Origin of the sequence: Hymenobacter persicinus (assembly GCF_004167665.1) — a bacterium.
Lineage (GTDB): Bacteria > Bacteroidota > Bacteroidia > Cytophagales > Hymenobacteraceae > Hymenobacter > Hymenobacter persicinus.
The window spans coordinates 12,437-38,456 of the sequence record NZ_SEWE01000043.1; the positions used below are offsets into that span (position 1 = coordinate 12,437).

At 63.3% G+C, this 26,020-nt stretch carries 28 protein-coding genes; 14 read left to right on the forward strand and 14 right to left on the reverse strand.

All coding sequences use genetic code 11. From position 1 onward, the window contains the following. Nucleotides 1–18: 18 nt before the first annotated feature. The 6 genes from EWM57_RS16745 to EWM57_RS16765 all read right to left on the reverse strand — a co-directional run bounded on the left by EWM57_RS16745 (nucleotide 19) and on the right by EWM57_RS16765 (nucleotide 4,638). Nucleotides 19–1,059 carry an N-acetylmuramoyl-L-alanine amidase family protein gene (locus tag EWM57_RS16745; protein WP_242510114.1) on the reverse strand — a complete coding sequence of 347 codons (1,041 nt, stop codon included), beginning with the start codon at nucleotides 1,057–1,059 and terminating at the stop codon, nucleotides 19–21. Nucleotides 1,060–1,368: 309 nt separating this feature from the next. Then, nucleotides 1,369–2,301: a hypothetical protein gene (locus EWM57_RS16750; RefSeq protein WP_129922305.1), complete on the reverse strand. Its 933-nt coding sequence runs from the start codon at nucleotides 2,299–2,301 to the stop codon at nucleotides 1,369–1,371. A 268-nt stretch (nucleotides 2,302–2,569) separates the two neighbouring features. Continuing rightward, entirely contained in the window at nucleotides 2,570–2,743 is a 174-nt protein-coding gene (locus EWM57_RS21210) for a hypothetical protein (protein ID WP_165370551.1), read from the reverse strand. A gap of 201 nt (nucleotides 2,744–2,944) precedes the next feature. Continuing rightward, a complete protein-coding gene (locus EWM57_RS16755; protein ID WP_129922306.1) occupies nucleotides 2,945–3,409 on the reverse strand; it encodes a hypothetical protein in 465 nt (154 codons plus the stop codon). Between the two features lie 101 nt (nucleotides 3,410–3,510). Then, the gene (locus EWM57_RS16760; RefSeq protein ID WP_129922307.1) at nucleotides 3,511–4,062 is read right to left on the reverse strand and encodes a 2'-5' RNA ligase family protein; all 552 of its coding nucleotides are present in this window, start codon (nucleotides 4,060–4,062) and stop codon (nucleotides 3,511–3,513) included. Between the two features lie 6 nt (nucleotides 4,063–4,068). Then, nucleotides 4,069–4,638 (reverse strand): DUF1572 family protein, encoded by a 570-nt coding sequence (locus EWM57_RS16765; protein ID WP_129922308.1) that lies wholly within the window; start codon nucleotides 4,636–4,638, stop codon nucleotides 4,069–4,071. 216 nt (nucleotides 4,639–4,854) lie between these two features. Here EWM57_RS16765 and EWM57_RS16770 point away from each other — a divergent pair, with 216 nt between their 5' ends. The 6 genes from EWM57_RS16770 (at nucleotide 4,855) to EWM57_RS16795 (ending at nucleotide 11,137) form a co-directional block, all read left to right on the forward strand. Next, complete coding sequence (locus EWM57_RS16770) at nucleotides 4,855–5,604, forward strand: acyl-CoA desaturase (RefSeq protein ID WP_129922309.1); 750 nt, start codon at nucleotides 4,855–4,857, stop codon at nucleotides 5,602–5,604. A 184-nt stretch (nucleotides 5,605–5,788) separates the two neighbouring features. Beyond that, nucleotides 5,789–6,151, forward strand: coding sequence for a hypothetical protein (locus tag EWM57_RS16775; RefSeq protein WP_129922310.1), 363 nt, complete (start codon nucleotides 5,789–5,791; stop codon nucleotides 6,149–6,151). Nucleotides 6,152–6,187: 36 nt separating this feature from the next. After that, nucleotides 6,188–6,709, forward strand: a complete 522-nt coding sequence (locus EWM57_RS16780; protein WP_165370552.1) for a PAS domain-containing protein — start codon at nucleotides 6,188–6,190, stop codon at nucleotides 6,707–6,709. A 269-nt stretch (nucleotides 6,710–6,978) separates the two neighbouring features. After that, on the forward strand, nucleotides 6,979–9,138 hold the full coding sequence (locus EWM57_RS16785) for an AsmA family protein (RefSeq protein WP_129922312.1): 2,160 nt from the start codon (nucleotides 6,979–6,981) through the stop codon (nucleotides 9,136–9,138). A 74-nt stretch (nucleotides 9,139–9,212) separates the two neighbouring features. Then, the gene (locus tag EWM57_RS16790; RefSeq protein ID WP_207218340.1) at nucleotides 9,213–9,407 is read left to right on the forward strand and encodes a DUF2256 domain-containing protein; all 195 of its coding nucleotides are present in this window, start codon (nucleotides 9,213–9,215) and stop codon (nucleotides 9,405–9,407) included. Nucleotides 9,408–9,505: 98 nt separating this feature from the next. Next, the gene (locus EWM57_RS16795) at nucleotides 9,506–11,137 is read left to right on the forward strand and encodes an amidase (RefSeq protein WP_129922313.1); all 1,632 of its coding nucleotides are present in this window, start codon (nucleotides 9,506–9,508) and stop codon (nucleotides 11,135–11,137) included. A gap of 45 nt (nucleotides 11,138–11,182) precedes the next feature. On the opposite strand, the gene EWM57_RS16800 is transcribed toward EWM57_RS16795, so the two are convergent. The 3 genes from EWM57_RS16800 to EWM57_RS16810 all read right to left on the reverse strand — a co-directional run bounded on the left by EWM57_RS16800 (nucleotide 11,183) and on the right by EWM57_RS16810 (nucleotide 13,074). Then, nucleotides 11,183–11,722 (reverse strand): hypothetical protein, encoded by a 540-nt coding sequence (locus tag EWM57_RS16800; protein WP_129922314.1) that lies wholly within the window; start codon nucleotides 11,720–11,722, stop codon nucleotides 11,183–11,185. Nucleotides 11,723–11,867: 145 nt separating this feature from the next. Beyond that, a complete protein-coding gene (locus tag EWM57_RS16805; RefSeq protein WP_129922315.1) occupies nucleotides 11,868–12,209 on the reverse strand; it encodes a hypothetical protein in 342 nt (113 codons plus the stop codon). A gap of 169 nt (nucleotides 12,210–12,378) precedes the next feature. Then, nucleotides 12,379–13,074 (reverse strand): GAF domain-containing protein, encoded by a 696-nt coding sequence (locus EWM57_RS16810; protein ID WP_129922316.1) that lies wholly within the window; start codon nucleotides 13,072–13,074, stop codon nucleotides 12,379–12,381. A gap of 206 nt (nucleotides 13,075–13,280) precedes the next feature. On the opposite strand from EWM57_RS16810, the gene abc-f reads away from it, so the two are divergent. Next, a complete protein-coding gene (gene abc-f / locus EWM57_RS16815; protein ID WP_129922317.1) occupies nucleotides 13,281–15,176 on the forward strand; it encodes a ribosomal protection-like ABC-F family protein in 1,896 nt (631 codons plus the stop codon). Nucleotides 15,177–15,273: 97 nt separating this feature from the next. Here the strand turns inward: abc-f and EWM57_RS16820 are convergent, their stop codons facing one another. Beyond that, the gene (locus EWM57_RS16820) at nucleotides 15,274–15,486 is read right to left on the reverse strand and encodes a cold-shock protein (RefSeq protein WP_129922318.1); all 213 of its coding nucleotides are present in this window, start codon (nucleotides 15,484–15,486) and stop codon (nucleotides 15,274–15,276) included. 197 nt (nucleotides 15,487–15,683) lie between these two features. Between EWM57_RS16820 and EWM57_RS16825 the strand changes: the two genes are divergently transcribed. The 3 genes from EWM57_RS16825 to EWM57_RS16835 all read left to right on the forward strand — a co-directional run bounded on the left by EWM57_RS16825 (nucleotide 15,684) and on the right by EWM57_RS16835 (nucleotide 20,219). Continuing rightward, nucleotides 15,684–17,027 (forward strand): type IX secretion system plug protein, encoded by a 1,344-nt coding sequence (locus tag EWM57_RS16825; RefSeq protein ID WP_129922319.1) that lies wholly within the window; start codon nucleotides 15,684–15,686, stop codon nucleotides 17,025–17,027. A gap of 68 nt (nucleotides 17,028–17,095) precedes the next feature. Next, entirely contained in the window at nucleotides 17,096–18,550 is a 1,455-nt protein-coding gene (locus tag EWM57_RS16830) for a M48 family metalloprotease (RefSeq protein ID WP_129922320.1), read from the forward strand. A 181-nt stretch (nucleotides 18,551–18,731) separates the two neighbouring features. Continuing rightward, nucleotides 18,732–20,219 carry a M48 family metalloprotease gene (locus tag EWM57_RS16835; RefSeq protein WP_129922321.1) on the forward strand — a complete coding sequence of 496 codons (1,488 nt, stop codon included), beginning with the start codon at nucleotides 18,732–18,734 and terminating at the stop codon, nucleotides 20,217–20,219. A gap of 102 nt (nucleotides 20,220–20,321) precedes the next feature. Here EWM57_RS16835 and ychF read toward each other — a convergent pair whose 3' ends face one another. After that, complete coding sequence (ychF, locus tag EWM57_RS16840; RefSeq protein WP_129922322.1) at nucleotides 20,322–21,422, reverse strand: redox-regulated ATPase YchF; 1,101 nt, start codon at nucleotides 21,420–21,422, stop codon at nucleotides 20,322–20,324. Between the two features lie 218 nt (nucleotides 21,423–21,640). Further along, the gene (locus tag EWM57_RS16845) at nucleotides 21,641–21,982 is read right to left on the reverse strand and encodes a DUF3276 family protein (RefSeq protein ID WP_129922323.1); all 342 of its coding nucleotides are present in this window, start codon (nucleotides 21,980–21,982) and stop codon (nucleotides 21,641–21,643) included. A 271-nt stretch (nucleotides 21,983–22,253) separates the two neighbouring features. On the opposite strand from EWM57_RS16845, the gene EWM57_RS16850 reads away from it, so the two are divergent. From EWM57_RS16850 to EWM57_RS16860, 3 genes are read left to right on the forward strand one after another with little or no spacing between them, the layout of a single operon-like run. After that, nucleotides 22,254–23,174 (forward strand): DUF58 domain-containing protein, encoded by a 921-nt coding sequence (locus tag EWM57_RS16850; protein WP_129922324.1) that lies wholly within the window; start codon nucleotides 22,254–22,256, stop codon nucleotides 23,172–23,174. Between the two features lie 27 nt (nucleotides 23,175–23,201). Further along, complete coding sequence (locus tag EWM57_RS16855; protein WP_207218341.1) at nucleotides 23,202–23,489, forward strand: hypothetical protein; 288 nt, start codon at nucleotides 23,202–23,204, stop codon at nucleotides 23,487–23,489. Nucleotides 23,490–23,509: 20 nt separating this feature from the next. Further along, complete coding sequence (locus EWM57_RS16860) at nucleotides 23,510–23,734, forward strand: hypothetical protein (protein WP_129922325.1); 225 nt, start codon at nucleotides 23,510–23,512, stop codon at nucleotides 23,732–23,734. Between the two features lie 21 nt (nucleotides 23,735–23,755). On the opposite strand, the gene EWM57_RS16865 is transcribed toward EWM57_RS16860, so the two are convergent. Both EWM57_RS16865 and EWM57_RS16870 read right to left on the reverse strand, forming a co-directional pair. Beyond that, entirely contained in the window at nucleotides 23,756–24,400 is a 645-nt protein-coding gene (locus tag EWM57_RS16865; protein WP_129922326.1) for a DNA-3-methyladenine glycosylase family protein, read from the reverse strand. 89 nt (nucleotides 24,401–24,489) lie between these two features. Further along, a complete protein-coding gene (locus EWM57_RS16870) occupies nucleotides 24,490–25,521 on the reverse strand; it encodes a threonine aldolase family protein (protein WP_129922327.1) in 1,032 nt (343 codons plus the stop codon). Between the two features lie 117 nt (nucleotides 25,522–25,638). On the opposite strand from EWM57_RS16870, the gene EWM57_RS16875 reads away from it, so the two are divergent. Then, entirely contained in the window at nucleotides 25,639–25,947 is a 309-nt protein-coding gene (locus tag EWM57_RS16875; protein ID WP_129922328.1) for a hypothetical protein, read from the forward strand. The last annotated feature ends 73 nt before the right edge of the window (nucleotides 25,948–26,020 follow it).

Genomic DNA, 26,020 nt, shown 5'->3' on the forward strand with positions numbered 1-26,020 from the left:
TGGAGGCCCGTCAGGCGTCTACTGTTTGCCCCGGTAATCGGCAATGACACCCTCGGCAATCCAGTTGGCCAGGGCTTGGCGGTTGTCGGCCACCACGAAGCGGCGCTGGTCCCGGTCGTTGCGGATGTTGCCCAGCTCCATGAACACGGCCGGGGCGTGGCTGTTGCGCACCTCGTAGAGCGTGCTGCGCTCCGTCACGGTGCCCGCGTAGGGGCGGTTGGGCTGGGCCTGGCGGTAGCGGTTGGTGAACACCTTGTGAATGTTCTTGGCCAGGCGCAGGCCCGGGGCGCTGCCGGCGTGGTGGTAGAAGAACACGTCGGTGGTCTGGCCCGCGCTGCGGCTGTCGACGTGCAACGCCAGCAGGCGCTGGTAGGCCCGGCCGTGGCGGGCGTGCAGCTTGTTGACCTGGGCAATACGCTGGCGCAGGCGCTGCACCTGACTCAGCGGAATGCGCAGCTGCGGATACTGCACCTCGTCGTAGTCCATGGGCAGCACGTTCTCGTCGCGGATACCATCATTGGGGTCCTGCACCATCACGTACACCGTGGCCCCGTGCTCGAGCAGCACCCGGGCCAGGCGCACGGTCACATCGTAGGCGTACTCGTCCTCGGCCAGCTGAAAGGAGCCGTACTGGCCGATGGCGCCCGGGTCGGGGCCGCCGTGCCCGGAGGAAAGGTAGAACACCGCGCCCCGCAGCGTACCGTAGCGGGCTGCGGGCGCCCCGTAGCGCGGCCCAAACAGCGCGCTTTTGCTGATGGGGCCCTTGCCGACGACTTCTGGAACTGCCGCCGCGCGGGCAGTACGGGCCGGAGCCTTGCGGGCGGCGCCGGCTGGGGGCAGCCGGTAGGTGCGGCCCGTAATCAGGCCCTGGCGGCGGGTCAGATGGGCTGTGTTCAGCTCCCGAAAGGCGGCCCCGTACTGGGCCGGGTTCAGGCCGTGGCGCGAGAGCAGGGTTTCCACCCCGTCGCCGCTCCGGGCTTTCACGCGGCGGTAGGTTACTTGAGCAAAGGCCTGCACCGAAAGCAGGCAGCCCAGCACAAAAAGAGTAGTGATTCGCAAAAGGCAAAAGAAACGGGCAGCGGGACGGCGGCCAACCCTGGCCACGCGCGGACTGCGGTACACAAGCGGGAGCAGCCTGCATACGCAGCGCCGCCGACCCCTGCCATACGGCACTGCAAAGGAGGGGGTAAATCTTTAGAATAGGGAATATGAAGCGGAAAGAAGCGTGCTGGCTGCTGCTCCCGCCCAAAATCCCCGCGGCTACCCCGCTAGGACTGGCCAAAGTAGCGGTCCGGCCGAAAGGGCTGTCAATAAAATGGCCCGCTGCCACTGGCAGCGGGCCTTTTTTCTACTACGTGTCCGCGCGGCTTAGCGAATCGTGACTGACTCGCCGAAGCCGTTGCGGCCCACGGCCGTCACGTCGTCCAGGCTCAGGGCGCGGCCCTTGGGCGTGCAGTTTTCGTTTTGCATTTCCGGCAGCTTGGCCAGAACCTCGGCCGGCCGGGTTTCATCAGCCACGTTGCCGTCACCGGTTGGTAGCCCGGTGGCGGCACCCAGGGCGCGCAGGGCCACCATCTTACTTTTCTTGGCCACTACTGCCTTCGCCACGGCGGCAGGAGCCATCTTCTCGGCTACCGTTGACTCAAGCACGCGGTTGTTGAGCTTGATTTTTGGCGAGGTGTATACTACCGCCGACTCGTAAATCGGCATGTCCTTCACGCTCTTCGAGTACTCGTCGTACTTGGTTTCGTAGCCTTTGATTTTCCACATGCCAATTTCGTAGTACACCACGCTGCCCTTGTGCGTGGCCGGGTCGAGGTTGGTGTACTTCAGCACGTTGAACGAAGGGTTGTCCACGTCCACGATGTAGTCGCTGTCGAAGCGGGTGGCGCGCTGCTCGTTGTAGTCCTGCAGCAGGTTCGACTTGGTGACGATGCCGTAGCCCCGCTCGGCATACTTGTCGCGCAGCGCCTCCAGGCCCACGCCCTCGTAAAGCGTCTTATTGTCGCGGTACTCGAGCACGAACTTGCCGTTCTGGTCGTAGGAGCCCGCCACCACCGAAATGCGGAGCTGGTCGGCCTTGTCCAGCACGGGGAAATAGGGGTAGATAATGCTGACCTCATCCACGCCGTAGCAGTCGATTTCGCTGACCAGCTTGCCATTCATGTAAAAGCCGGCATAGGTGGGTTTGGCGGCGGCGGTAGCCGGCGCTTTGGCAGCCGGCGCCGCTTTCTTAGCCTGGCCGAACGCGGTGGCACTGAGCAGGAGGGTCAGGGCCGTAAGGGGTAAAAAGTGCTTCATGTAAGCGTAATAAATGGGTTAAGTAAGGTCCCTACTTTCAGAAATAGAACTCTAGCCGCTGTTTCGGGAATCTTCCGGCATAATAATGAAACAGAAAGGTGGACGGGCAGCCCTTCCGGTGGAGCTTGGAAAACAAACATAGTACAACCAACATGGATAAAAAATACCCTCAACGGGCGCGCTAACACTTTTTTAGCAATCGGCTATAAACACCGAATGCCCGACCTGAGGCAGGGCGGGCATTCGGTAGGAGTGGGTGGATAACGGGTCAGACCACCTTCCGGTCCTTGTTGTACATGTCGAGGTTTTGGCGGATGGCGGCCAGCACCGCTGCGTAACGGCGCCGGGCTTCCTCGTGGGCTTCCAACTGGCGCAGATGCGTCGCGATGAGCTCACAAAACTCCTCGCGGGAGAAGCGTGGTTTGACGGACAGGTTGGACACGTTGCGAAGGGTGAAGGCGGGAGTAAACAGTCGGCTTGGGACACTAATACTACGCAGGTTTTAACGAAAAAGGCCACCCGATTTCGGGGGCCCGCCGCCCGCTCTGGCTGAATGACGGCCCAGGCTCTGCAAACGGCCCCGGCCTCCCCAGAATATGTGAGGACCGGGGCCGCAGTTGGGCCGTAGTGCCGAGCTTGGTAGTTAGAAGCGGAACAGGGGACGCGCCGGGTTCCAGATGCCCCACGGAATCATGAGCAGCACCAGAATCAGGGCGACCAGAAACCAGGTGAAGGCCTTTTTATGCTTCAGCACGGGGTCCGTAGCTTTTTTCGACAGCGTGCGGCCCACCTGGGCGGCAATAACGGCCAGCACCATGGCGGCAATGTGCTCGACGCCCCAAAACCGGCCAATCGGGTCTTTCATGACGGCGCCTCCGGCCGTTTCGAAGGCCTTCACGCCAAACGGGCTCAGCCCGAAGTAGAGAATCAGGCCCAGCAGCAGCTGCAGGTGCATGGAGCCCACGAAGGCGGCGCCCATGCCGTTGTCGGCGCCCACGTAGGGCTTGCGGCCCTGCCAGCCGCTGAAGGCGCGGAAAATGGCAATCAGGCCGAAAACCAGCACGAGCCAGCGGGACCAGGAGTGAAGGGCAAGTACAACTGAGTACATAGGGAAGGGAGTTGGTGGTTGAGCGGCAAAAGTAGCGGTTCGTTGTCAGTTGTCAGTTGTTCGCTCGTTCAACAACTGACAACTGACAACGAACAACAAGCCTACACCGGCTCCCGCACGCCGTCGAAGGCAAACACGGCCTCGCGCAGAAACAGGTCGCCCTGCTGGCGCAGGATGGTGAGGTTGTCCAGGGTGAGCTTGAGGTTGAAGGTCTGCTGGTTCAGGTACTGAATTACGGGGCCCAGCAGCTCGGGCGTGGTGTCGTGCAGGGCCAGGGAAATGTGGGGGAGCCAGCACTCGGGGCCGCTGAACTTGTCGGTGCGCAGGCACAGCGGGGCCGTGGCAGCCAGAATGCGCTGGTGCAGCTCGTTGAGCTCATTGGTGCGCAGCACCGGAATGTAAATCGTGGGGTTGGGCCCCGGAAACACGCCCAGGCCGGTGGTGTGCACGGCAAAGGGCTTGGTGGTGCGGGCAATGTCGTGGAGCACCGCGTGCAGGGCCGAGAGCTTACTCACCCCGGCCAGCTGGTAGGTGATGTGCGGTTCGGGCGTGGCCTGCACGTCGTCGAGGCCGAACTTGGTTTCCAGGCCCTTGATGATGCGGTTGATCCGGGCCGCGTAGTGCGGATTGAGCAGAGAGGTAATGGCGAGCATAGGCAGCTAAACTGCAGAACCGGCGCCGGGGTTGGCGCGGCGGCGCATTTCTTGGTTGAACTGCTCGCTCTGCCCCAGCGGAATGCTCAACGACTGCCACTGCTCCCCGCGCAGGTGCTTGGCCAGCTGCACCAGCTGCCCGGTGTGGTAGGCGTAGTGGGTGGTTTGGCGCTCCAGGGCCGCCAGCACCGTGTGGGCCTCCTCCCGGATGGTCACGGTCCGCAGCAGGTCGGTGGGCTGCAGGGCGTCGAGCAGCTCGAACAGCATGGCCCAGGCCGCCTGCCAGCGCTGCTGCAACTCGGGCAGGTCCGCGGCCGTGGGGGGCACAAATTCCGCGTCGCGCCGCCGGTCAGGCTTCTCGCCATCCGAGGTCAGGAAGTCGGTGAAGCGGGAGCGGAGGTTGCCCACCATATGCTGCACGATGACGGCCACGCTGTTGGCCCCGGGTGCGGGCACCCATAGCCAGTCGGCGGGCGCCAGCTGGGCCAGGGCGCGGTTGGCCAGGCTGTGGTAGGCGGTGAAGTTGTGGCGGATGGTGGCCAGCACGGCAGCGGCCAGGGCGGAAGAGTCAGGCATGGCAAAGCGGCAAAAAGGAGGGGGCAAAGCGTCGGCCGCAAGAAACGCAAAACTCCCGGGCCCGACCTCGGCCCGCCGCCAAAAAAGCGCGGCCCGCCCGGAGCTACGGCTTATTGCGTACCTTTCCTGGGCAGTGCCGGGCCGAAAAACCGGGCCCGCCCACCGCGCCCGCAGTCTTTTTTCGCCGCGGTGGTCACTTTTCTATTCGTTCGGCTTATGGCAATTCTGGCATTTTTTCTGGCCCACTGGTACCTGTCGCTGTTTACGCAGTCCTTTTTTCAGCACCGCTACGCCGCCCACAAGATGTTCACGATGAGCTACGCCTGGGAGCGGGTGTTCTTCATGCTGACCTACCTGCTGCAGGGCTCCTCGTTTATGTCGCCGCGGGGCTATGCCCTGCTGCACCGCATGCACCACGCCTATTCCGACACGGAGCGCGACCCCCACTCCCCGCACTTCTCATCCAACGCCTTTACGATGATGTGGAAAACCCGCGGCGCCTACCAGGATGTGCTCTACGGTCGCTCCAAGGACGCCACCCGTTTCGAGGGCGAGTACCCGGAGTGGGCGGCGCTGGAAACCTTCGGCAACCAGTGGTATTCCCGGGTTGGGTGGGGCGCGTTCTACATTTTGTTCTACGCCCAGTTTGCCACCGCCTGGTGGCAGTATCTGCTGCTGCCGATCCACTTCTCGATGGGCGCCGTGCACGGGGCCATCGTCAACTGGGGCGGCCACAAGTACGGCTACCAGAACTTCGACAACCACGATAAGTCGCGCAATACCTTGTTTTTCGACTTTCTCACCGCCGGCGAGCTGTTTCAGAACAACCACCACAAACTGCCCCTGCGCGTGAATTTCGGGGTGAAGTGGTGGGAGCTGGACCCCACTTACCCCGTCATCTGGACCTTGGATAAGGCCCGCATCATCCGCATCAAGCGGCCGGTAGCGACGCCGCTGGCAGCTTAGCGCCGAGCGGAGCGGCTAGTAGCAGCATGATTTTCAAGCACAACCGTAGCACTGGGCAAGGATTGACTGATAAACGGAACTTTGTGGATTTGTAGGCGTTCTGACTATTGATAAATTTGCGCCTCTGTCCTTTCTTACCCAGTGGAAGCAACCGTTTTGCTTCGCCGGAGCGCCCCCAACGTCTATGTCCGAACCCTTATTCGACGTTAATCTGCAACAATTGCCCGATGAGTATCTCACCGGGGAATGGTGCGTAGCTAATCGGGTGCTCAACCGCGGCAACCCCGACAGCCCCTTGGCCCAGGCCACGCGCCTGTCGTTGCGGCCCGGCACCGTGCAGGTGCACACGCCCGGCCAGCAGGACTCGGGCCAGTGGCAGGTGCTGCGCGACGAGCTGCTGAGCCGTCCGTACCTGGAGCTGATGCTGCTGCAGGAAGAAACCCGGGCGCTGATTACGCGCCTGCGCCGCTCGGCCGATGGCCTCGAAAGCCAGCTTAATCTGTATTTTCAATCGGGGATGGAGCTGCAGCTCGTGTGCCCCTGCTGATCTTCCCTGAGTAGTCCCATGTCATACACCGATTCTGTGCCAAACGAAGACCTCCTGCGCAAGCAGGGCGAAGAGCAATTTCACTTCCTGGCCGACTTTATTCCCCAGTTGGTCTGGTTTACCGACCCGACCGGCTACCACACGTTTTTCAACAAGCGCTGGATTGACTTCACCGGCTATACCCTCGCCGACAGCGTAGGGCCGGATATGTGGAACAACCTGCTGCACCCCGACGACCAGGAGCGGGCCCGCCGGGTGTGGGGCCACTCGTTGGCTACCGGCGAGTTCTACGAAATAGAGTACCGCTTCAAGGGCAAAGACGGCGCGTACCGCTGGTTCTTGGGCCAGGCCAGCCCCCAGTACGACGAGCAGGGCAACATCCGCCAGTGGTTTGGCACCTGCACTGATATTGAGGAGCAGAAGCAAACCGAGCTTCAGCTGCGCCAGCGGGAGCAGGAGCTCGAGCGCGCCTACGCCGACCTGGAAGTGAAAGTAACCTTCCGCAACCTGGAACTGGAGCGCGAAGTCCACGAATTGCGCCAGCGCCTGGCCGAGTAGCCAAAAATAATCCATCTAAAAAGCCGCCCGAGTTAGGGCGGCTTTTTTGCGTTTGAGGCCTATTCCGGTACTTCAAGGGCAGTTGCCGCCACAAGGAGCCGGCTCGCCCGCGTTGGGCGGCCCCGGCTGGTTAAACCTGCGGGCCGCAAACGGGTACATACTGCGGGGAAGCCACTAGCAGCCCCGGCCCACATCCACGCCGCGCCCGTTCTGCGTTAGAAGCGGCTTACCTGTTTTTCGCTGTGTCTTCCCCAACTTCCCCTAGTACGATGCTCGAAGAACCGCCGCGAGTCCAGCGGCCGCCCAAGTGGCTGCGCTGGGTGGGAGGCATCCTGGTCGGGCTGGCCGTGCTGGTGGTAGCCGCCCTGCTGCTGCTCGACCCCTGGTTGTGCCGCACCCTGGAAAAGCAGGTAGCCACCCAGACCCAGGGCCGCTACCGCCTGCAAATTGGGGAACTGCGCACCAGCCTCTGGCACCGCTCCGTGCGGCTCCGCAACCTTCGCCTGCGGCCGGTCAAAGATGAGCGGCGCTGGTCCGATACCACGGCATTGCCCCGCCTGCTGGCCAACGTCAGCCAGCTGCGCGTGTCGGGGGTGGGGCTCTGGGCGGCTTTGCGCGGGCAGGTGGTGCCCGTCGATACGGTGCTGCTGACCGGCGTGCAACTGCGGGTGCTGCATCTGCCGCCGTCCTCGGCTACAGCCCGGCCCCTGCACCAGCGCCTGCCCGGCCGGCTGGCGGGGTTGGCGCTGGGCTACGTGGGCGTGCAGAAGCTGCAGGCGGCCTATGGTCCCGCCCGCCGACCCCAGGCCAGCCTGCGCCGGGCCGACTTCGCCCTCCAGGATGTGCTGCTCACCGCCGCCGGAGCCGCCGACACCCAACGCGTTGGTTACGCCAAAGCGGGGCAGCTGCAAGTGGCCGGCGTGGCCGGACGGGCCGCACAGCACGCCGTGGCGCTGGGGCGCGGGCAGTTCAGCACTACCACCGGCCGGCTCACGCTGGACTCGGTGCGGATCCGGCCGCTGCGGCCCCAGGGCCTGCGGGAAAAGCTGCCCAAGGTGGATTTGCGGCTCCCGCAGCTGCTTCTGACCGGGCTGCGAGCCAATGAGTTGGCCCGTCGGCAGCTGCGCCTCGACTCGGTCTTGGTGGAGGCGCCCCAACTCACTTTCACGCCTCCCCAACAGCCCCCGCCGGCTCTCTACAAGCTGGTGGCACCCTACCTGCGCCGGCTCACGCTGGCCCACGTGCGCCTGACCCGCGGCAACGTGCGCGTGGCGGGCGTCAACTCCCGCCCCACCGTGCGTGGCATTTCGCTCACCGGCACCCGCCTGCGCATCGACCAGGCGGCAGCCTTCGACCCAACGCGGGTGTTCTACGCCGAAGCCTGGCAGGCGCACACCGGGGCCGTCACGGCCCGCGTTAGTGCGCCGGTCTACCGCGGGGGCTACGACGCCCTGGACCTGGATACCCGCCCCGGCACGCTGAACGTGCGCGGATTGCTGCTGGTACCCACCATGTCGGCCACGGGCGTCAACCGCCTTAAAGGGCACCAAGCACCCAACCTAACCTTGCGCCTGCCCCAACTGCGGGTAGTGGGGCTGGACTTTGCCGCCCTGGACCTGCACGGCTCCCTGCTGGCCCAGCAGGTGACGCTGAGTCGACCGATGGTGCTCATCGACGGGGACGGCAACTTTCCCCTCAACCCCAAGCCCTCCATCGTGACACCCGAGCGCCTGGGCCGGCTCCCGCTGCGCCTGAACGTGCGGCTGCTAACCATCACCCAGGCCACGGTGCGCACCAGCTACCTGTCGCCGGCCAGTGGCCGCGCCGGTACGCTGACCTTCAACCGCCTGAACGGCACGCTGCGCAACCTGACCAACGACCCGCGGCTGATGTCGGCGGCCCACCCGGCCGTGGCACGCGCTTCGGGCTACGTTGCCAACCGCTGGCGGGCCGACCTGCAGATCTGGCTGCCCCTGCTCGATCCCAACGGGGCGCACTGGGGCCGGGCTACGTTCGGCACCGGCCCGATTACGGTGCTCAACTCCATGACCGAGCCCAGCCGCAACGTGCGCTTCGCCAGTGGCAACGTGCAGCAGGCCACCATCCAGTTTCGGGCCGACCGCCAGGGCATCACCGGCACCATGCGCGCCCGCTACTCCGACCTGAAGCTGACGTTGCTTAGCAAAAAGGGCGGGGCCGACCACAAGACGATATTCACCAAAATCGGCTCCTCTCTGCTCAATGGCCTGGTGGTGCGGGACGAGAACCCGCGCCGGGACGGCCGGGACCTGAAGGTGGGGCAGATGGACAGCCGCCGGGAGTTGCGCGTGTCGGTGTTTTCGCTCTGGCGGCAGGGGCTGGTCAGTGGGCTGCTCAACAGCATCGGGGCCCCGAAAAAGCTGGCCCGCAAAATCAGTGAGCAGCAGTAGCCCGGCAGTCGGGGTGGCCGTCGATAACCTTCGGTGCAGTCCGAAGTTGTTGACCTGAACCTGCCCCGTTTTCTATGGCCCGCGCCGCTGCTTCCCTGCCCGCCAAGCTCACCAAGGGCAACCTGCCCACCAAGTTGTGCCTGACCTGCGGCCGCCCCTTTGAGTACCGCAAGAAGTGGCGCAGCTGCTGGGACGAGGTCAAGTACTGCGGGGAGAAGTGTCAGCGCAACAAGAACAAGGGGACTTCCGCGGCGGACGCAGGTAGTTAAAAAACGCGCCGCCGGGGAAATCAAGCGCGGAGGCGGCGGAAAAACTGACCGGCGGCGCTATCTTACCGGGCTCCTGCACCTGCTCCCATTCCCACCGTATGAACCGAAGACTTTTTCTGCGCACCGGCAGCCTAGCCGGGGTGGCCTTGTCCACGCTCACGCTCGGCGCCTGCGCCTCCGAAACCAAGGATTCCAAGCCGGCCGACCCGGCGGCTCCGGGCGCTGGCCCCGACCAGTTCGAGCTCAGCGAAGCTACCGTGGCCCAGCTCCAGGAACTCATGCGCAGCGGAAAACACTCGGCCCGCAGCCTGGCCGAACTTTACCTTGGGCGCATCGAAGCCGTGGATAAAAACGGGCCGAAGCTAAACTCGGTTATCGAACTGAACCCGGAGGCGCTGAGCCTGGCTGACGCGCTGGATGCGGAACGGCGGGCGGGCAAGGTCCGCGGGCCCCTGCACGGCATTCCGGTGCTGATCAAGGACAACATCGACACGGCCGACCAGATGCAGACCACCGCGGGCTCCCTGGCCCTGGCCGGGCATCGGGCCGCCCAGGACGCGTTTATCGTGCAAAAGCTGCGGGCGGCCGGGGCCGTGCTGCTGGGTAAAACCAACCTGAGCGAGTGGGCCAACTTTCGCTCCACGCGCAGCACCAGCGGCTGGAGCAGCCGGGGTGGGCAAACGAAAAACCCTTACATCCTGGACCGCACGCCCAGCGGCAGCAGTGCCGGTTCGGGGGCGGCGGTGGCGGCCAACCTGTGCGCGCTGGCCATTGGCACCGAAACCGACGGCTCGGTGGTGTCGCCGGCCTCGTGCTCGGGCATTGTGGGCGTGAAGCCGACCGTGGGCCTGCTGAGCCGGACGGGCATCATCCCGATTTCGGCCACCCAGGATACGGCCGGACCCATGACCCGCACCGTGCGCGACGCGGCCCTGCTGCTGGGCGCCCTCACCGGCGCCGATGCCGCCGACCCCGTAACCCGGGAAAGCACCGGCCGGGCGTTGACTGACTATACGCCGTTTTTGAAGACTGACGCGCTGCAAGGCAAGCGGTTGGGCGTAGAGAAAAACCACCTGCAGGGCTCATCCGACGCCGTGGCCCTGCTGCAGGCGGCGCTGGCCGTGCTCCGGGCCCAGGGCGCGACAGTGGTGGAGGTGGAAGTGGACAAGCCGATTGACGCGCTGGGAGCCGCCGAGTACGACGTGCTGCTCTACGAGTTCAAGGACGGCGTGAACAGGTACCTGGCTTCGGCCCAGGCTCCGGTGAAGACCCTGGCCGACGTTATTGCCTTCAACGCCCGCAACAAGACCAAGGTCATGCCCTTCTTCCAGCAGGAAATCCTGGAGGCTTCGCAGAAGCTCGATGGCCTGAGCAACCCGAAATTTGTGGCCGCCCGCCGCAAGTCGCACGAGGGGGCCAAGCAGATTCTCGACGCGGCGCTTAAGTCCCAGCAGCTCGACGCGCTGGTGGCCATTACCAACAGCCCCGCCCGCTGCATCGACCTGATCAACGGCGACGGGGGCGGCGGGCCCGGGTTTTCGTCGCCGGCGGCCATGGCGGGCTACCCCCACGTGACGGTGCCCATGGGCCAGGCGCACGGGCTGCCGGTGGGTTTGTCGTTCGTGGGCGGCGCCTACGCCGAAGGGCCGCTACTGGGGCTAGCCTACGCCTACGAGCAGGCTACCAAGCTGCGGCAAGTCCCGCAGTTCCGGCCCCCGTTTGTGGGCTAGCCGCCGACCGTTCCCAGCCGGCGTCAAGCAGGTCGTTGAAAGTGTCTACGGAATGAACTGCTGGGTGAGGCTGATAATCACGCCGTCCTGGGTTTCAACGATGAAAGGCGTGGCGCGCAGAAAGTCCGGGCTTTTGGCCCGCAGCTCGGCCGGGGTGGTCAGGTACTGACTCAGCTCCCCGCCCATGCGCCAGAGCCGGACGGTAGCCGACGCGCTCAGGGGCAAGGTGCGCAGGCGCGGACTGTCGTTGATGATGTAGTAGTCGTTGAAAACGGAGTATACCGTGTCGCCTTTCACCACTTCGGCCAGCGCGTCGCCGCGGCGGCGGGCGGCGGCCACGGCGGCTTGGCCATCGAGAAACTGGATGTAGTCGACGGCGGCGTAGTAGCGGCCCTGCTGCTGGTAGAGGCGGCGCAAATAGGCGTGGCTGCGGGCCGTGGCGCCCACAGTTTCGGTGGAGGACGTTTCGGCTTTCACAGCGGCCGGAATCCGCTCTTCCGGCCGGCCCCCGTTGGCCGATTCCTGCTCGGAGCGGCAGGCGGCCAGGGTGAGAAGCAGCGCGGCGGCAAGGGTTGGGTACTTCATGCGAGAATCTACGGAGAGGAGCGGGGTGGGGGCCGACTTGGCACAGGGCACCCACAACCAGCGGCGGTGGTAAGGCTCAAAAGTAGCAGGGTGGCCCGGAAAACCGTGAAGATCCGGCAGAAACGGCGCGCGAGGCGTAGGCTGGCTACTGGAGCAGGAAATACAGCCCTCCGGTCAGGGGCAGCGTCAGGGAGGTGAGCAGCAGCAGGAACCCGGGCACGGTGAGGGTATCGACCAGCCCCAGGCGAAACAGCCCGTAGATCAGCAGGGCGGCGAGCAGGCTGGCCGGCAGCAGAAGTAGCAGCGCCGGGGCCAGCTGCCCGGGTGCTCTGCTCAACGCCAGCAGGCCTAGCAGCAGGATCGTCAACTCCAGGAGCAGCAGCAGCGAAACCCAGGCGGACCGGGGGCGCGGGGACGACTTTTCCCCGGTGGTGCCCAGGAAAAGCAGGTCCGTTACGAAACCGAGCACTTGAAAAAAGTCGGACATCCTGAGCAGGGGTGAATCGGGACGGGCCAGCAACTTCGCCTTGCCCGACCACCAACGGGCGGCAGTCTTAAAGATACTACTTCTCGCTTGACAGCGGTGCCGCCACCCGGCGCCGGCCTGGGTCAGAGGCCGCGGGTGTCCGGGGTGAAACGGCCGGTAGTGGAGGAGCTCAGCTTGCCAGCGCGGTCTGCAGGAGCTGGTTGAGCCGGTCGGCGAGCTGGGCGGCTTCGTGGTGAATGGCGGGGGTGCCCACGGGGTTGCCGTGCCGGTCGACGGTGGTGCCGCTGCTGCCGATGTCGGCCAGCAGGGCCAGGCTGTCGAGCAGGTTGAGGGCTGGGGCGGGTCGGCCCAGGGCAGTCGACTCGGTGCCGGTCCGCCGCAGTTCGAGCAGCAGCAGCAGGGTAGTGGCCAAGTGTTCGAGCAGCTCCCGCTCGTCGGAGGAGAAGGGGCGGGCCTGATAGTCGAGCACGCACAGGGCCCCGATGTTGAAGCCGTCGGGGGTGCGCAGGCAGTGGCTGGCGTAGAAGCCGAGTTGAAGCTGCTTCACCAGGCGCGGGTCAATCTGGGTGCTGGGTCGGGTGTGCAGGTCCTCAAACACGGTGCCCTGCTCGTGCAGAATCGACACGGAGCACAGCGAGGTCGACCGGGCCGCCTGGCTCAGGCCGGGCAGTCCGAAGTTGGCCTTAAACCAGACGTGGTCCCGCTCGACAAAGGAAACCAGCGCAATGGGGACGCTGAAAAGCTTGGCCGTCAGGGCCGCGAAGTCGTCGAAAAGGGCTTCGGGAGCCGGGCCGAGGGCCTGGTAGCGGTGCAGCGCCCGTAAGCGGTCCTCATCGTTGCCGGGAATCAAGGAAGAAAAAGGCAAATGGATGAGGGTAAAGAGTACGCGAATAAGACCTTATACGAACCTGCGGGCCGCCGGATGATTAGGTTTTTCACTATGTTTTGCGGATGGGAGCCCCGAGGGGCAGGGCCAACCAGCCCGAAAGGAAGGCCCCAGGAAGTATCTCCGCCCGGTCGTTCCGCGCCTCACCCGAATGAGTTACCTTTGCCACTTCATAGCAAAGCAGGATGATTTCGATTAACGACCTTGATTTCCATTTTGGCTCCCGTACGCTCTACGACAAGGCCAACCTCCACATTAAGCCCAAAGACAAGATTGGCCTGATCGGGCTCAACGGCACGGGCAAATCGACGCTGCTGCGGGTGCTGGTGGGCGAGTACAAGGCCGACGGCGGCTCCATCTCGATGAGCAAGGACGTTACGCTGGGCTTTCTGAATCAGGATCTGCTCAGCTACGACACCCACGAAAGCATCCTCACGGTGGCCATGCAGGCTTTCGAGGAAGCCCTGAACCTGCAAAAGCGCATCGACGAAATCCTGGTTGAGTTCGAAACCAACTACACCGACGACCTGGTCGAGAAGCTGGCCGACGCGCAGGAGCGCTTCGAGGCCCTGGGCGGCTACACCATGCAGGCTCAGGCGGAGGAAATTTTGGAAGGTCTGGGCTTCACCACCGAGGAGCTCCAGAAGCCGCTGAAAACCTTCTCCGGGGGCTGGCGCATGCGGGTAATGCTGGCCAAGATCCTGCTCCAGAAGCCCAGCCTGCTGCTGCTCGACGAACCCACCAACCACTTGGACTTGCCCTCCATCAAGTGGATTGAAAACTACCTGTCCAGCTACGAGGGCGCCGTTATCATCGTCTCCCACGACCGGGAGTTCCTGGACCGCACCACCAACACGACCGTGGAAGTGACCGGGGGCAAGCTGGTGCAGTACGCCGGCAACTACTCGTACTACCTCGAAGAAAAAGAGGAGCGCAACGCCATTCAGAAGGGCGCCTTCGAAAACCAGCAGGCCCAGATCCGGCAGGCCGAGCGCTTCATTGAGCGCTTCAAGGCCAAAGCCTCGAAGGCCAAGCAGGCCCAGAGCCGGGTGAAAGCCCTCGACAAGCTGGAGCGCATCGAAGACGTGGCCGGCGACGCGGCCAAGGTCAACATCAAGTTCAACTTCACCGTGCAGCCCGGCCGCCACATCCTGCGCATGGAGCACGTGGGCAAGAAGTACGGCGAGAAGCTCATCTTCCGCGACACCCACGTGCACATCGAGCGGGGCGACAAAATTGCCCTCATTGGGGCCAACGGCAAGGGAAAATCTACGCTCATGCGCCTGGTGGCGGGGCAGGAGGCGCCCACGGCCGGCAACCACCAACTCGGCCACAACGTCATCATGTCGTTCTACGCCCAGCACCAGCTCGAAAGTCTGAACGTGGACAACGAGATTCTGCAGGAAATGAGCGAGGCCGGCTCCAAGCGCAACGACATGGAGCTACGCTCGGTGCTGGGCTCGTTCCTGTTCACCGGCGACCAGGTCTACAAGAAAATCAAGGTGCTCAGCGGGGGCGAGAAAAGCCGGGTGGCGCTGGCCAAAACCCTGATTTCGGAGGCCAACTTCCTGCTCCTCGACGAACCGACCAACCACCTGGACATGCAGTCGGTAAACATCCTGATCCAGGCCCTGGAGCAGTACGAGGGCACGTTCATCGTCATCAGCCACGACCGATTCTTCGTGGAAAACGTGGCCACCAAGATCTGGTTTATCGAGGACTACCAGCTCAAGGAATACCCCGGCACCTACGCCGAGTACGAGCTCTGGCAGGAAGACCGGGAGAAGGCGGCCAAGAAAGCCGGCCTGCCCTCGCCGTCGGCCCCCAAGCCCCTGCCTAAGCCCGAGCCGGTGAAGGAAACGGTCCCGGCCTCGCCCAGCAGCTCCAAGCAGAAAAAGGAGCTGGCCGAGGTGGAAGCCCGCATTGAGAGCCTGGAAAAGGAGCTGGCTCAGTACGAAGCCCAGCTCGCCGACCCTGGCATCTACGGCAACGCCGCCCAGCTCAAGGACGCCACGCTCAAGTTTGAGCAGGTGAAAAAAGAGCTGGCCGCCCAGACCAAGCGCTGGGAAGAACTGATGTAGGCGCCTCAACTGGCTCTGCCCCTAAAACACCAGCGGCGCTGCTTCCGACAAGGGAGGCAGCGCCGCTGGTGTTTTGCTTTCGGACGAAGCGGGGTGGTTACCGGCTGCGGGTGATGTTGGCCGCTTCCTGCTTGCCGCCGTGGCCCATCACGGTTTCGAAGGTTACCTGCTCGCCCTCGTTGAGAGTTTTGCGGCCTTCGCCCAGGATGTTGGAATGGTGGGCAAAGACGTCCTCTTTACCGGATTCGGGGGTGATGAAGCCGAAGCCTTTGGCGTCGTTAAACCATTTGACGGTTCCTTTTTCTGGCATCAGGATAGTTGTTTTACCGTGGAGTTGATGGGAAAAGGCCCGCGCATCCAAGCGGGCCGGGGCGAAGGTAAAAGGAATTTGCGGGGGCAGCCCCAACCGGGGGCCGGCCGCCAACCCCGGCCGGGGCGGGGCGCGTAAGCAACTGGGCGGCCCCGCCACCACTCCGCGAAGCCGAAGTTCCCGCTACATTTGCCCTTATGCCTCGTTTGCTTCCCCTCGCCGCCCTGCTGCTGGCCACCGCCTGCGTGCCCCTGGGTACGCCCATCACCGACCCCAACGCCGCCCGCCGCCCCGCCAGCCAGCAGCCCGCCCCGGGTTACTACGCCGACAAAACCATCCGCTACGAGGACTACGTCTACAACCCTGACGTGCGCTCGGTGCAGTGCTACGTGGCCACGGGCCAGCCCACGGAGGTGTTTCAGCCGCCGGTAGTGCCGCTGAGCCAGGGCCAGCCCGTCACGCTGGAGTTCGACCTGCTGGGCTCGACTTCCCAGCGCTTCACGGCCAAGCTCGTGCACTGCGACGCTAACTGGCAGCCTTCGGTGCTGACTGACATGCAGTTTTTGAGCGAGATAAATGAGTTTCTCATCACCGACTACCGCACCGGCGTGGGCACAAAAGTGCCGTTTTACCACTACCGCCTGCAGATGCCCCGGGTGAAGCTCAGCGGCAACTACCTGCTGCTGGTCCAGAGCCAGGGCGGCGTGCCGGTGCTCAGCCGCCGGGTGCTGGTCTACGAAAACCAGGTGGAGGTGAGCCTGCGGCAGGGCATTCCGGTGGCCGGTGCCGAGCGGTACACGATGCAGCAGGTCGACTTTGCCATCAACTACGGGGGACTGAACCTGGTCAACCCGGCCCAGGAGGTGAAGGTGATGCTGCGCCAGAACTTTCGTTGGGACAACGCCAAGTACAACCTGCGCCCCACCTTCGTGCGCGACGCCGACCGCCGCCTGGAGTACCAGTACTTCAACTTCGAAAATGCCTTTGCCGCCGGCAACGAGTTCCGCTTTTTCGACCTGCGCTCCCTGCGGGTAATGGGGGCCGGCATGGCCCAGCTCGACCCGAATACGTCGCCGCGCAGCGTGGCCCTGACCCCCGAAACCACCCGCAACGGGCAGGCCTACTCCCAGTACGACGACATCAACGGGCAGCGCGTGTTCGAAAACCGGGAGTACGGCAACGGCGCCACCAATGGCGACTACGCCAACGTGACCTTCCAGCTCCGGGCTGAGCAGCAGGCCCCCGGCCCGGTTTACATCCTGGGGGCCCTCACCGACTGGAAGCTCAAGGACGAGTTTAGGATGAGCTACGACCCCGAAACCCAGCAGTACAGTGCCCAGGTTCTGCTCAAACAGGGCTACTACAACTACACCTACGTGGTAGCCAAGCCCGGGGCGGTGCCCGACGGGGTCTACTTCGAAGGCAGCCACCAGGAAACCGAAAACCAGTACGACCTGCTGGTGTACTACCGTCCGCCCGGCACCCGCGCCGACCTGCTCATCGGCTACCAGGCCATCGACATCAACAGCCGGCAGCGGTAAGCGGGGCCGGGGCGTAACCAAACCGGAGCGCTGGCGTTGCAAAGCAACCATCTTCCTGCCCTTCGCTTATGAAACCACGCTTCCTGCTCGTTCCCGCCCTGCTCGCCGCCGGCGCCTGTTCTACCAACCCCGTTACGGGCAAAAAAGAGATAATGCTCGTCTCGAAAGGGCAGGAGCTGGCCATGGGCCAGCAGTCGGACCCGGCCGTGACGGCCCAGTTCGGCCTCTACCCGGACCAGAAGATCCAGAACTTCATCAACGAGAAGGGCAAGGCCATGGGCGCCATTTCCCACCGCCCCGACCTGACCTACCAGTTCCGCGTCGTCGACTCGCCGGTGATAAATGCCTTTGCCATCCCCGGGGGCTACGTGTACTTCACCCGGGGCATCATGGCCCACTTCAACAACGAGGCGCAGTTTGCCGGCGTGCTGGGCCACGAAATCGGCCACGTCACGGCCCGGCACTCGGCCAAGCAGCAAACCAACGCCATTATCGGGCAGGTGGGGCTAATGGGCGCCATGATTGCCTCGCCCAAGCTGGCCCAGTTCGGCGAGCAGGCCTCCCAGGGCCTGCAATTGCTGTTTCTCAAGTTCGGCCGCGACGACGAAAGCCAGTCCGATGAGCTGGGCGTGCAGTATTCGAGCAAAATCGGCTACGACGCCTCCCAGATGGCCGACTTCTTCCAGACCCTGCAGCGGGAGCAGGAGAAAAGCGGCACCCCGGCCATTCCTGACTTTCTCTCGACCCACCCCAACCCCGCGGACCGCTACAACCGCGTGCACGAGCTGGCCGACCAGTGGAAGCAGCAGAACGGCAACCCGAAAAACCTGAAAATCAACCGGGACCAGTACCTGCGCCTGATTGACGGCATCGTGTACGGAGAGGATCCGCGCCAGGGCTTCGTGGAAAACAACACCTTTTACCACCCCGAGCTCAAGTTTCGCTTTCCGGTGCCCAGCGGCTGGAAAACCCAAAATACGCCCCAGCAATTTCAGATGGCCGACCCCGCCGGCAAGGCTCTGATGATGCTGACTTTGGCCCCCGGCGCTTCCCTCGACGAGGCCGCCCAGGCGTTGGTCAAGCAGTTCAGCCTCCAGCCCGCCGACTCGCGCCGGCTCACCGTGGGCGGCTTTCCGGCCCTGGCCTTCGTGGCCGACCAAGTGCAACAAGACCCCCAGACCGGGCAGCAGGTGGCCGGCGTGCGCACCCAGGTCTACCTGATCCAGGACACCAAGACTATCTACGCCCTGCTCGGGGCCGCCGCCCCCGCCGACTTTGCCGGCTACCAGCCGGTTTTTAGCACTACCATGGATGGCTTTGCCCGCCTCACCGACCCCGACAAGCTCAACCGCCAGCCCGAGCACGTGCGCGTCAAAACTCTGAAGCTGCGCAGCAACCTGCGCCAGGCGCTGGTCACCAACGGCGTGCCGGAGTCCCGGCTCGAGGAAATGGCCATCCTCAACGGCATGCCGCTCAACGAGCAGGTCAATGCCGGCTCCCTGATCAAGATGGTGGGCAAGTAGCCTGCCTGCGCTGGTTCGGCGGGGACGGGCAGTCTGGCAGGTTTTTAGCATACCCGGTTGGTCGGGCCCGCGGAAACCACCGCACCAGGGCCAGCTTTCCGGCTTCGCAACCCTTGGCGCAGCCCCGCCGTTGCAAGCTCATTCTCTCCCTCCTTACGCGGTCAGAGCCGCTTCTTTGACTATGAACTCCTCCCTTTTTCGTCGTTTGCTGGGCAGCGCCCTGCTCTCTTCCCTGCTGCTGCCGCTGAGCAGTGCCGTGAGTCCCCGGACTGAGGACGCCGCCGCCTGGCGGGCCAGCTGGCACACGCCCACCGGCTGGAGCATGCGCCCCGTGCAGGGACCCAAGCCCGACCCGGCCGTACTGGCCCAGTTCGGTCTCTACAACAACGCCAAGCTGCAAAGCCTGATTGATACCAAGGGCCAGCAGATGAACAAGGTGTCGGACCGCCCCGGCGACTACGGCTTTACCATCGTCGACTCGCCGGTTATCAACGCCTTTGCCACGCCCGACGGCCACGTGTACTTCACCCGCGGCATCATGGCTTACTTCAACAACGAGGCGCAGTTTGCCGGGGTGCTCGGCCACGAACTTGGCCACATCACCGCCCGCCACGGTCAGAAGCAGCAGACTCGCAGCACCGTGGCCGGCATCGGCATGCTGCTGGGCTCCATCGTGGCCCCGCGCATCATGCAGTCGGTGGGCGGCGTGGCCCAGCAGGTGGTGGGCCTGGGGCTGCTCAAATACGGCCGCGACGCCGAGAATGAGGCCGACGGCCTGGGGGTGAAGTATTCGACTAAAATCGGCTACGACGCTTCCTACATGGCCGACTTTTTCCAGACGCTCCAGCGCACCGAGGAGCAAACCGGGGCCGGCGGCATTCCTACGTTCCTGAGCACTCACCCCAACTCGGCCGACCGGTACACCCGGGTGAAAGGCCTCGCCGCTCAGGCCCGGCAGCAGGTCGGCAATGCCAAGCTCAACGTGAACCGGGACTCGTATCTGCGTTCCATCGAAGGACTACCGTTCGGCGAGGATCCCCGCCAGGGCTTTGTGGAAGGCGGCGCATTTTATCACCCCGACCTCAAGTTCCGCCTGCCCGTGCCCAGCGGCTGGAAAACCCAGAACTCACCCGAGCAGTTTCAGATGGCTGAGCCCAACGGCAAGGCGCTGATTGTATTCTTGGGGACGGCGGGCTCCTCGCTCAACGAAGCCGCCCAGGGCCTGGCCAAGCAGCTCGGGATGCAGTCGGCCAACGCCCAGAGCACGACCATCAACGGCTTTCCGGCCCTGGCCTTCGAAGGCGACCAGATAACTCAGGACCAGAGCGGGCAGCAGGCCGTCGGCGCCCACGTGCTGACCTATCTGATTCAGGACGGCAAGAGCATCTTCGCCATCGTCGGCCTTACGGCACCCTCTACGTTCAGCGCTTACGCTCCCACATTCTCCAGCGTGGCCCAGGGCTACGCCCGCCTGACCGATGCCAGCAAGCTGAACCGGCAGGTGGAGAAAGTGCACATTAAGAGCGTCAAAACCAGCACTACGCTGTCTTCGGCTCTGGCTGCCAACGGCGTCGCCAGTGCCCGCCGCGAGGAAATGGCCATCCTCAACGGCATGAAGCTGACCGACAAGCTGCCTGCCGGGTCGCTGTTTAAAGTCGTGGGCAAGTAGCTCGTACCGTTGCTATTATGCCAAACAAAAAGCCGCCACTCCCAAGGAGTGGCGGCTTTTTGTTTGGCGGAAAGGCGAAGCCAGAACCGGCCTGCATTTAATTTATACGTTGAAGCGGAAGTGCATGATGTCGCCGTCCTGCACCACGTAGTCTTTGCCTTCCACGGCCATCTTGCCGGCTTCCTTGATTTTTACCTCGGTTTTGTATTCCTGGTAGTCGGGCAGCTTGATAACCTCGGCCCGGATGAAGCCCTTCTCGAAGTCGGAGTGGATGACGCCGGCCGCCTGGGGGGCCTTGTCGCCGCGGTGGATGGTCCAGGCGCGTACTTCCTGCACGCCGGCGGTGAAGTAGGTAATCAGGTTCAGCAGTTCGTAGGAGGCGCGGATGAGCTTGTTCAGGCCCGACTCGGTGAGGCCGTACTCGCCCAGAAACATTTCCTTTTCCTCGGGGTCTTCCATGTCAGCAATCTGCTCCTCAATGGCGGCCGAGACCAGCACCACCTGGGCGCCTTCGGCCTTCACATGCTCGCGCAGGGCCGCCACGTGCTTGTTGCCGTCGGTGGCAATGCTGGCCTCGTCCACGTTGGCCACGTAAATCACGGGCTTGATGGTGAGCAACTGCAAATCGGCCACGGCTTCGAGCTCCGTTTCGTCGGCCTGCACGGCGCGGGCGTTCTGCCCACCTTCCAGGGCGGCCTTGAAGCGCTGCAGCACGGCTACTTCCTTTTTAGCCGCCGCGTCGCCAGCCTTGGCCGAGCGCTCCGACTTCTGGAGCTTCTTCTCCACGCTTTCCAGGTCCTTGAGCTGGAGTTCCGTGTCAATAACATCCTTGTCGAATACGGGGTCCACGCCGCCGGCCACGTGTACGATGTTGGGGTCGTCGAAGCAGCGTACTACGTGGATGATGGCGTCGACCTCGCGGATGTTGGCCAAAAACTTGTTGCCCAGGCCTTCGCCCTTGGAAGCGCCCTTCACCAGGCCGGCAATGTCCACGAACTCGATGATGGTTGGCAGCACCCGCTTGGGATTCACGAGGGCCTCCAGAATCTGGAGCCGCTCGTCGGGTACGGTAATCACGCCCACGTTGGGCTCAATGGTGCAGAAAGGATAGTTGGCCGATTCGGCCTTGGCGTTCGAAAGGGCGTTGAACAGCGTGGACTTACCCACGTTCGGCAAGCCGACGATTCCGCAGCGGAGACCCATATAAGTGAAGTTGTGAAGTTAGGAAATGGTGAAATTGGGCCGGTTGGCACAATTCGAGGGGCAAAGGTACGGCTGATTTTGGGGAAAGCCGCGGCGCAATTAGCCTTCCCCCGCCCGGACGCGCAAACGGCGCGCTCCAGCCAATTAGCCGGGGCACGCCGCGCGTAAGAAAAGAGAGTCTGAGAGGTAGTAAATGCTTGTTTCGCTAGGCGAGGGGATTAGTAGTTGTCGTCGCGGCCGTTGCCGTTGTAGGGCTGGTCGTCGTAGGGCTGGCGGGGGCGGTCCAGCTCGGCCACTTCCTCTTCGGTGAGCAGCTCTTCGCGCACGTAGTCCACGGCATCCTGCAAGGCATCCACGAACTTGATAAAGTCTTCCTTGTACAGGAATATTTTGTGTTTCTCGTACGAGAATGTATCGTCGTCGCGCAGCTTGCGCTTGCTTTCCGTGATGGTGAGGTAATAATCCTGACCCCGCGTTGCCTTCACGTCAAAAAAATACGTGCGCTTACCAGCTTTAATGCGTTGGGAGTAAATTTCTTCCTGATCGTGACGGTCTTCCACGGGCCTACAATGGGTTGAGTTATTCCAAGATTGTTGAATTGCTTCCCAAAGTAAATCGATCTGGCTGTATATAAAAATTTTAAGGTCTAATTTTTTAGTCAAATCCCTGGCTATCTTTGTTAAGCTACGCGGGGATGAAATCAATAGTCCGCCGCAGACAAACGGGCCGGCATTATGCAGCCCGTTTTATAAAATCCAGTCTATACTTTAGCCCGCCCGCTCCACCACAGTAGGATTTGGCTTTTATTCAATTTTTTTAATATTTTGCCTTATGGCCCAACCGCTGGATCTGGCTGCTGTCCGCTCGTTTGAGAATCTGGAATTCCTGGCCCGGCAGCTGGTGGAAGGCTTTATCACGGGCCTGCACCAGTCGCCCTACCACGGCTTCTCCGTTGAGTTCTCGGAGCACCGCCTCTATAACCCCGGCGAAAGCACCCGCCACCTCGACTGGAAGGTGTTTGCCCGCACCGATAAGCTGTTTGTGAAGCGCTACGAGGAGGAAACCAACCTGCGCTGCCACCTGCTGCTCGACGTGAGCCCGAGCATGTACTACCCCGCCCCGGGCCACGACAAGCTGCGTTTCGCCGTGCTCTGCGCGGCGGCCCTCACCACGCTGCTGCAGAAGCAGCGCGACGCGGTGGGCCTGGTCACCTTCGCCAACCAGGTGGAGCTACAGACCCCGGTGCGCTCCACCACCGCCCACCGCCACACCCTGCTACTGACCCTGCAGCAGCTGCTGGAGCGCCCCGCCGCGCCCCAGCGCGCCACCACCGACGTGGCTGGCGTCATTCACCAGATTGCCCAGCAGATTCCCAAACGCTCGTTGGTTGTCCTGTTTTCCGACATGCTCGGCCGCAACCCCGAGGAGCAGACTCAGAGCTTAGCGGCCCTGCAGCACCTGCGCCACCAGCACCACGAAGTGCTGCTGTTTCACATCATGGACCGCGCCACCGAGTCGGAGTTTGCCTTTGCCGAGCGGCCTTACCTGTTCGAGGACGTCGAAACCGGGGAGCAGATCAAGCTCCAGCCGGCCCAGGTGCGCGAGCAGTACCGCGCCGCCATGCGCCAGTACGAGCACGAACTGGCCCTGCGGTGCGGGCAATATAAGATTGACTTTGTGCCGGTCGACATCCGGGAGCCCTTCGATAAGGTGCTGTATGCCTATCTGGTGAAGCGCGGCAAAGTGCGCTAAACCGTTCACCTTTTCCTACTCTACCCTATGCAAACACTATTAGCTACTTATCCCGTTATGAGCCTCTGGTACTGCCGCGTGTGCGGCTTAGCGTACGACGAATCCCCTTGGGGTCAGGACGACCGCACCCCCGACTTCACCTTCTGCGAGTGCTGCGGCGCCGAATTCGGTTACAACGACTACTCCCCGGAAAGTGCGCGTCGGCACCGCAGCCGCTGGCTGGAGCAGGGTGCCGGGTGGTTTTACCCCAACCTGCAGCCCACGGAGTGGAGCCCGGCTTCGCAACTGGCCAACATTCCCAAGCGCTTCCAATAACTTGCGGTTTTACCGCCGGTATGGATTCTGCCCTCGCTGTTGCCCTGTTTTTTCCCTGCTTGTTCTCGGCCCTGGTTACGGCCTACATTGCCCACATGAACGACCGGTCATTGACACGGTGGCTGCTGTTCGGCTTTTGCGTGCCGTTCGTGGCCATCTTCGTCGCCATGGTCGTCACCTACCTCGACCAGAAGCGGGCTGCCGGCCCAGCCGCCGAAACTCCGGAAGAAAACGAAAATCCCTGAAGCTTGGCGGCGGGCTAGCCGTTACTCGGCCGGGGTGTTGTCCAAGGAGCGCCAGAGGTACTTGCTGGCAATGCTGCGGTAGGGGCGCCAAGCTTCGGCAATTTCGGTCATGCGGCGCTGCAGGGCGCGGCCGGTTTGCTCCAGGCCGTAGTGCCGGCGCATGGCATTCTGCACGCCCAGGTCGCCTTCGGGAAACACGTCGGGCTGGTCGAGGGCAAACATCTGCAGCATCTGGGCCGTCCAGCGGCCTACTCCCTTGATTTGGGTCAGGTGCTGGGTGAAGGCGTCGGCGTCGAGCTGACTGAGGCGGGCGTGGTCAAGCTCGTCGCGCTGGGCAAAGCGGGCAATGTCGTGCAGATATCCCGCCTTCTGGCGCGAAATGCCGGCCGTGCGCAGGTCTTCTTCCGTCAAGGCCAAAAGCGCCGCCGGCTCGGGGTAGCCGTCGGGCGGAAACAGCGCCTGCACCTTGCGCCAGATAGCCGCCGCGGCCTTCGTCGAAATCTGCTGGCTGACGATGGCGCGCAGCAGGGCCAGGTACAAATCCTCGTGCGCGGCCGGCTGCACTACGTGGCCCTGGGCCATGATGGCGGCCAGCACCGGGTCGGCCTGGCGCAGGTGCTCCAGAGCGGCAGAATACTCCGGGGGTAGGGGAGAAGCAGTAGACATCGACAGGCAGAAAAAAATAAAGAAGATAAACGGCCAGCCGTCAGCGCCGAGGGCACCAGCCAGAAGCGGCCCCCGGCGCCAACGCCGGCTTAGGCTGGAATGGCAGTCAGGGCAGCTTCCAGGCGCGCAACCATGGCATCGTCGACGTCGAGGTGAGTGACGAAGCGAATCATCTGCGGACCAAACGACGAAGCCTTGATGCCCTGGCTTTCCAGGTGGGCCAGGAATTTTTCGGCCGGCATCTCGTCGCGTAAGCGGAGGATAACCAGGTTGGTGTCGGCGGGCATCACGAAGTCGACGTAGGGCTGGGCGGCCAGCGTGGCGGCCAGCTGCCGGGCCCGGCGGTGGTCGTCGGCGAGGCGGCTTACGTTGTGCTCCAGGGCGTAAAGGCCCGCGGCAGCGAGGTATCCGGCCTGGCGCATGCCGCCGCCCATCACCTTCCGGATCCGCTTGGTTTTCTGAATGAAGGCCTTGGAACCCAGCAGCACCGAGCCCACGGGCGCCCCCAGCCCTTTCGACAGGCACACCGAAATTGTGTCGAACAGGCGGCCGTACTCGGTGGCGGGCTGGCCGGTAGCCACCAGCGCGTTGAAAATGCGGGCCCCGTCGAGGTGGAGCGGAATCTGGTGGCGGCGGGCCACCTCGGCAATAGCCTCAATCTCAGAAAGCTCGTAGCAGCTGCCGCCGCCGCGGTTGTGAGTGTTTTCGAGCGAAATCAGGCTGGTGGTGGGATAATGCACGTTCACGGGCCGGATGGCCGCCTCCACCTGGGCGGCGGTGAGGCGGCCCCGGTCGCCGGCCAGCAGGGCGACCGAAGCGCCCGAGTGAAATGCAATGCCGCCCACTTCCCACAGGTAAATGTGGGAGGTTTGCTCGCAGACCACCTCGCTTAAGGGCTCGGTGTGGGCCTTGATGGCAATCTGGTTGGTCATGGTGCCGGAGGGGCAGAACAGGCCGGCTTCGAGCCCGAACCGGGCGGCGGCTTCGTGCTCGAGCGCCTGCACGGTGGGGTCTTCCTCGTATACATCGTCGCCGACGGAGGCCCGGAACATGGCCTCCAGCATGGCGGGCGTGGGGCGGGTGACGGTATCGGAGCGTAAATCAATCAGGGGTGCAGACATAGCGCGGGCGACTCTAAAGGGAGCCGGAAGGTAAGGAAGACGAAAGGAGTATTTTGGGTTTCAAAAATAAGACTTACTTTTGCCCCTCCTTTACAAAAAGACTTAACCGACCCGGATATGACCGTCACCCGACTGAAGCGCAAGCACCGCAAGAACATTGCGCGCGCCAACAACAAGCAGCGCATCATCAAGCAACTGCTCCTCACCCCCGTTCTGAAAAACGTGGACATCGAAGAGCTGAAAGCCAGCTTCAACGGCGGCGCTGCTCCCGCCCAATCGGCTACGAAAGCTGAGAAAGCTGCTGCCCGCTCGCAAAAGCAGGCTGCCGACAACGCTGCTGCGTTCGACGACGCGGAGGCTGTTACCAAGCCCGTCAACGAAGACGGTCAGGAAGGTGAGCACCCCAAGCCTGAAATTGCCCTCTAACTAGCTTGCCATCCGAGTCGGTTGGCTTCTGATAGAATAAAAAAGCGGCTGGCCCACGTGGGCCAGCCGCTTT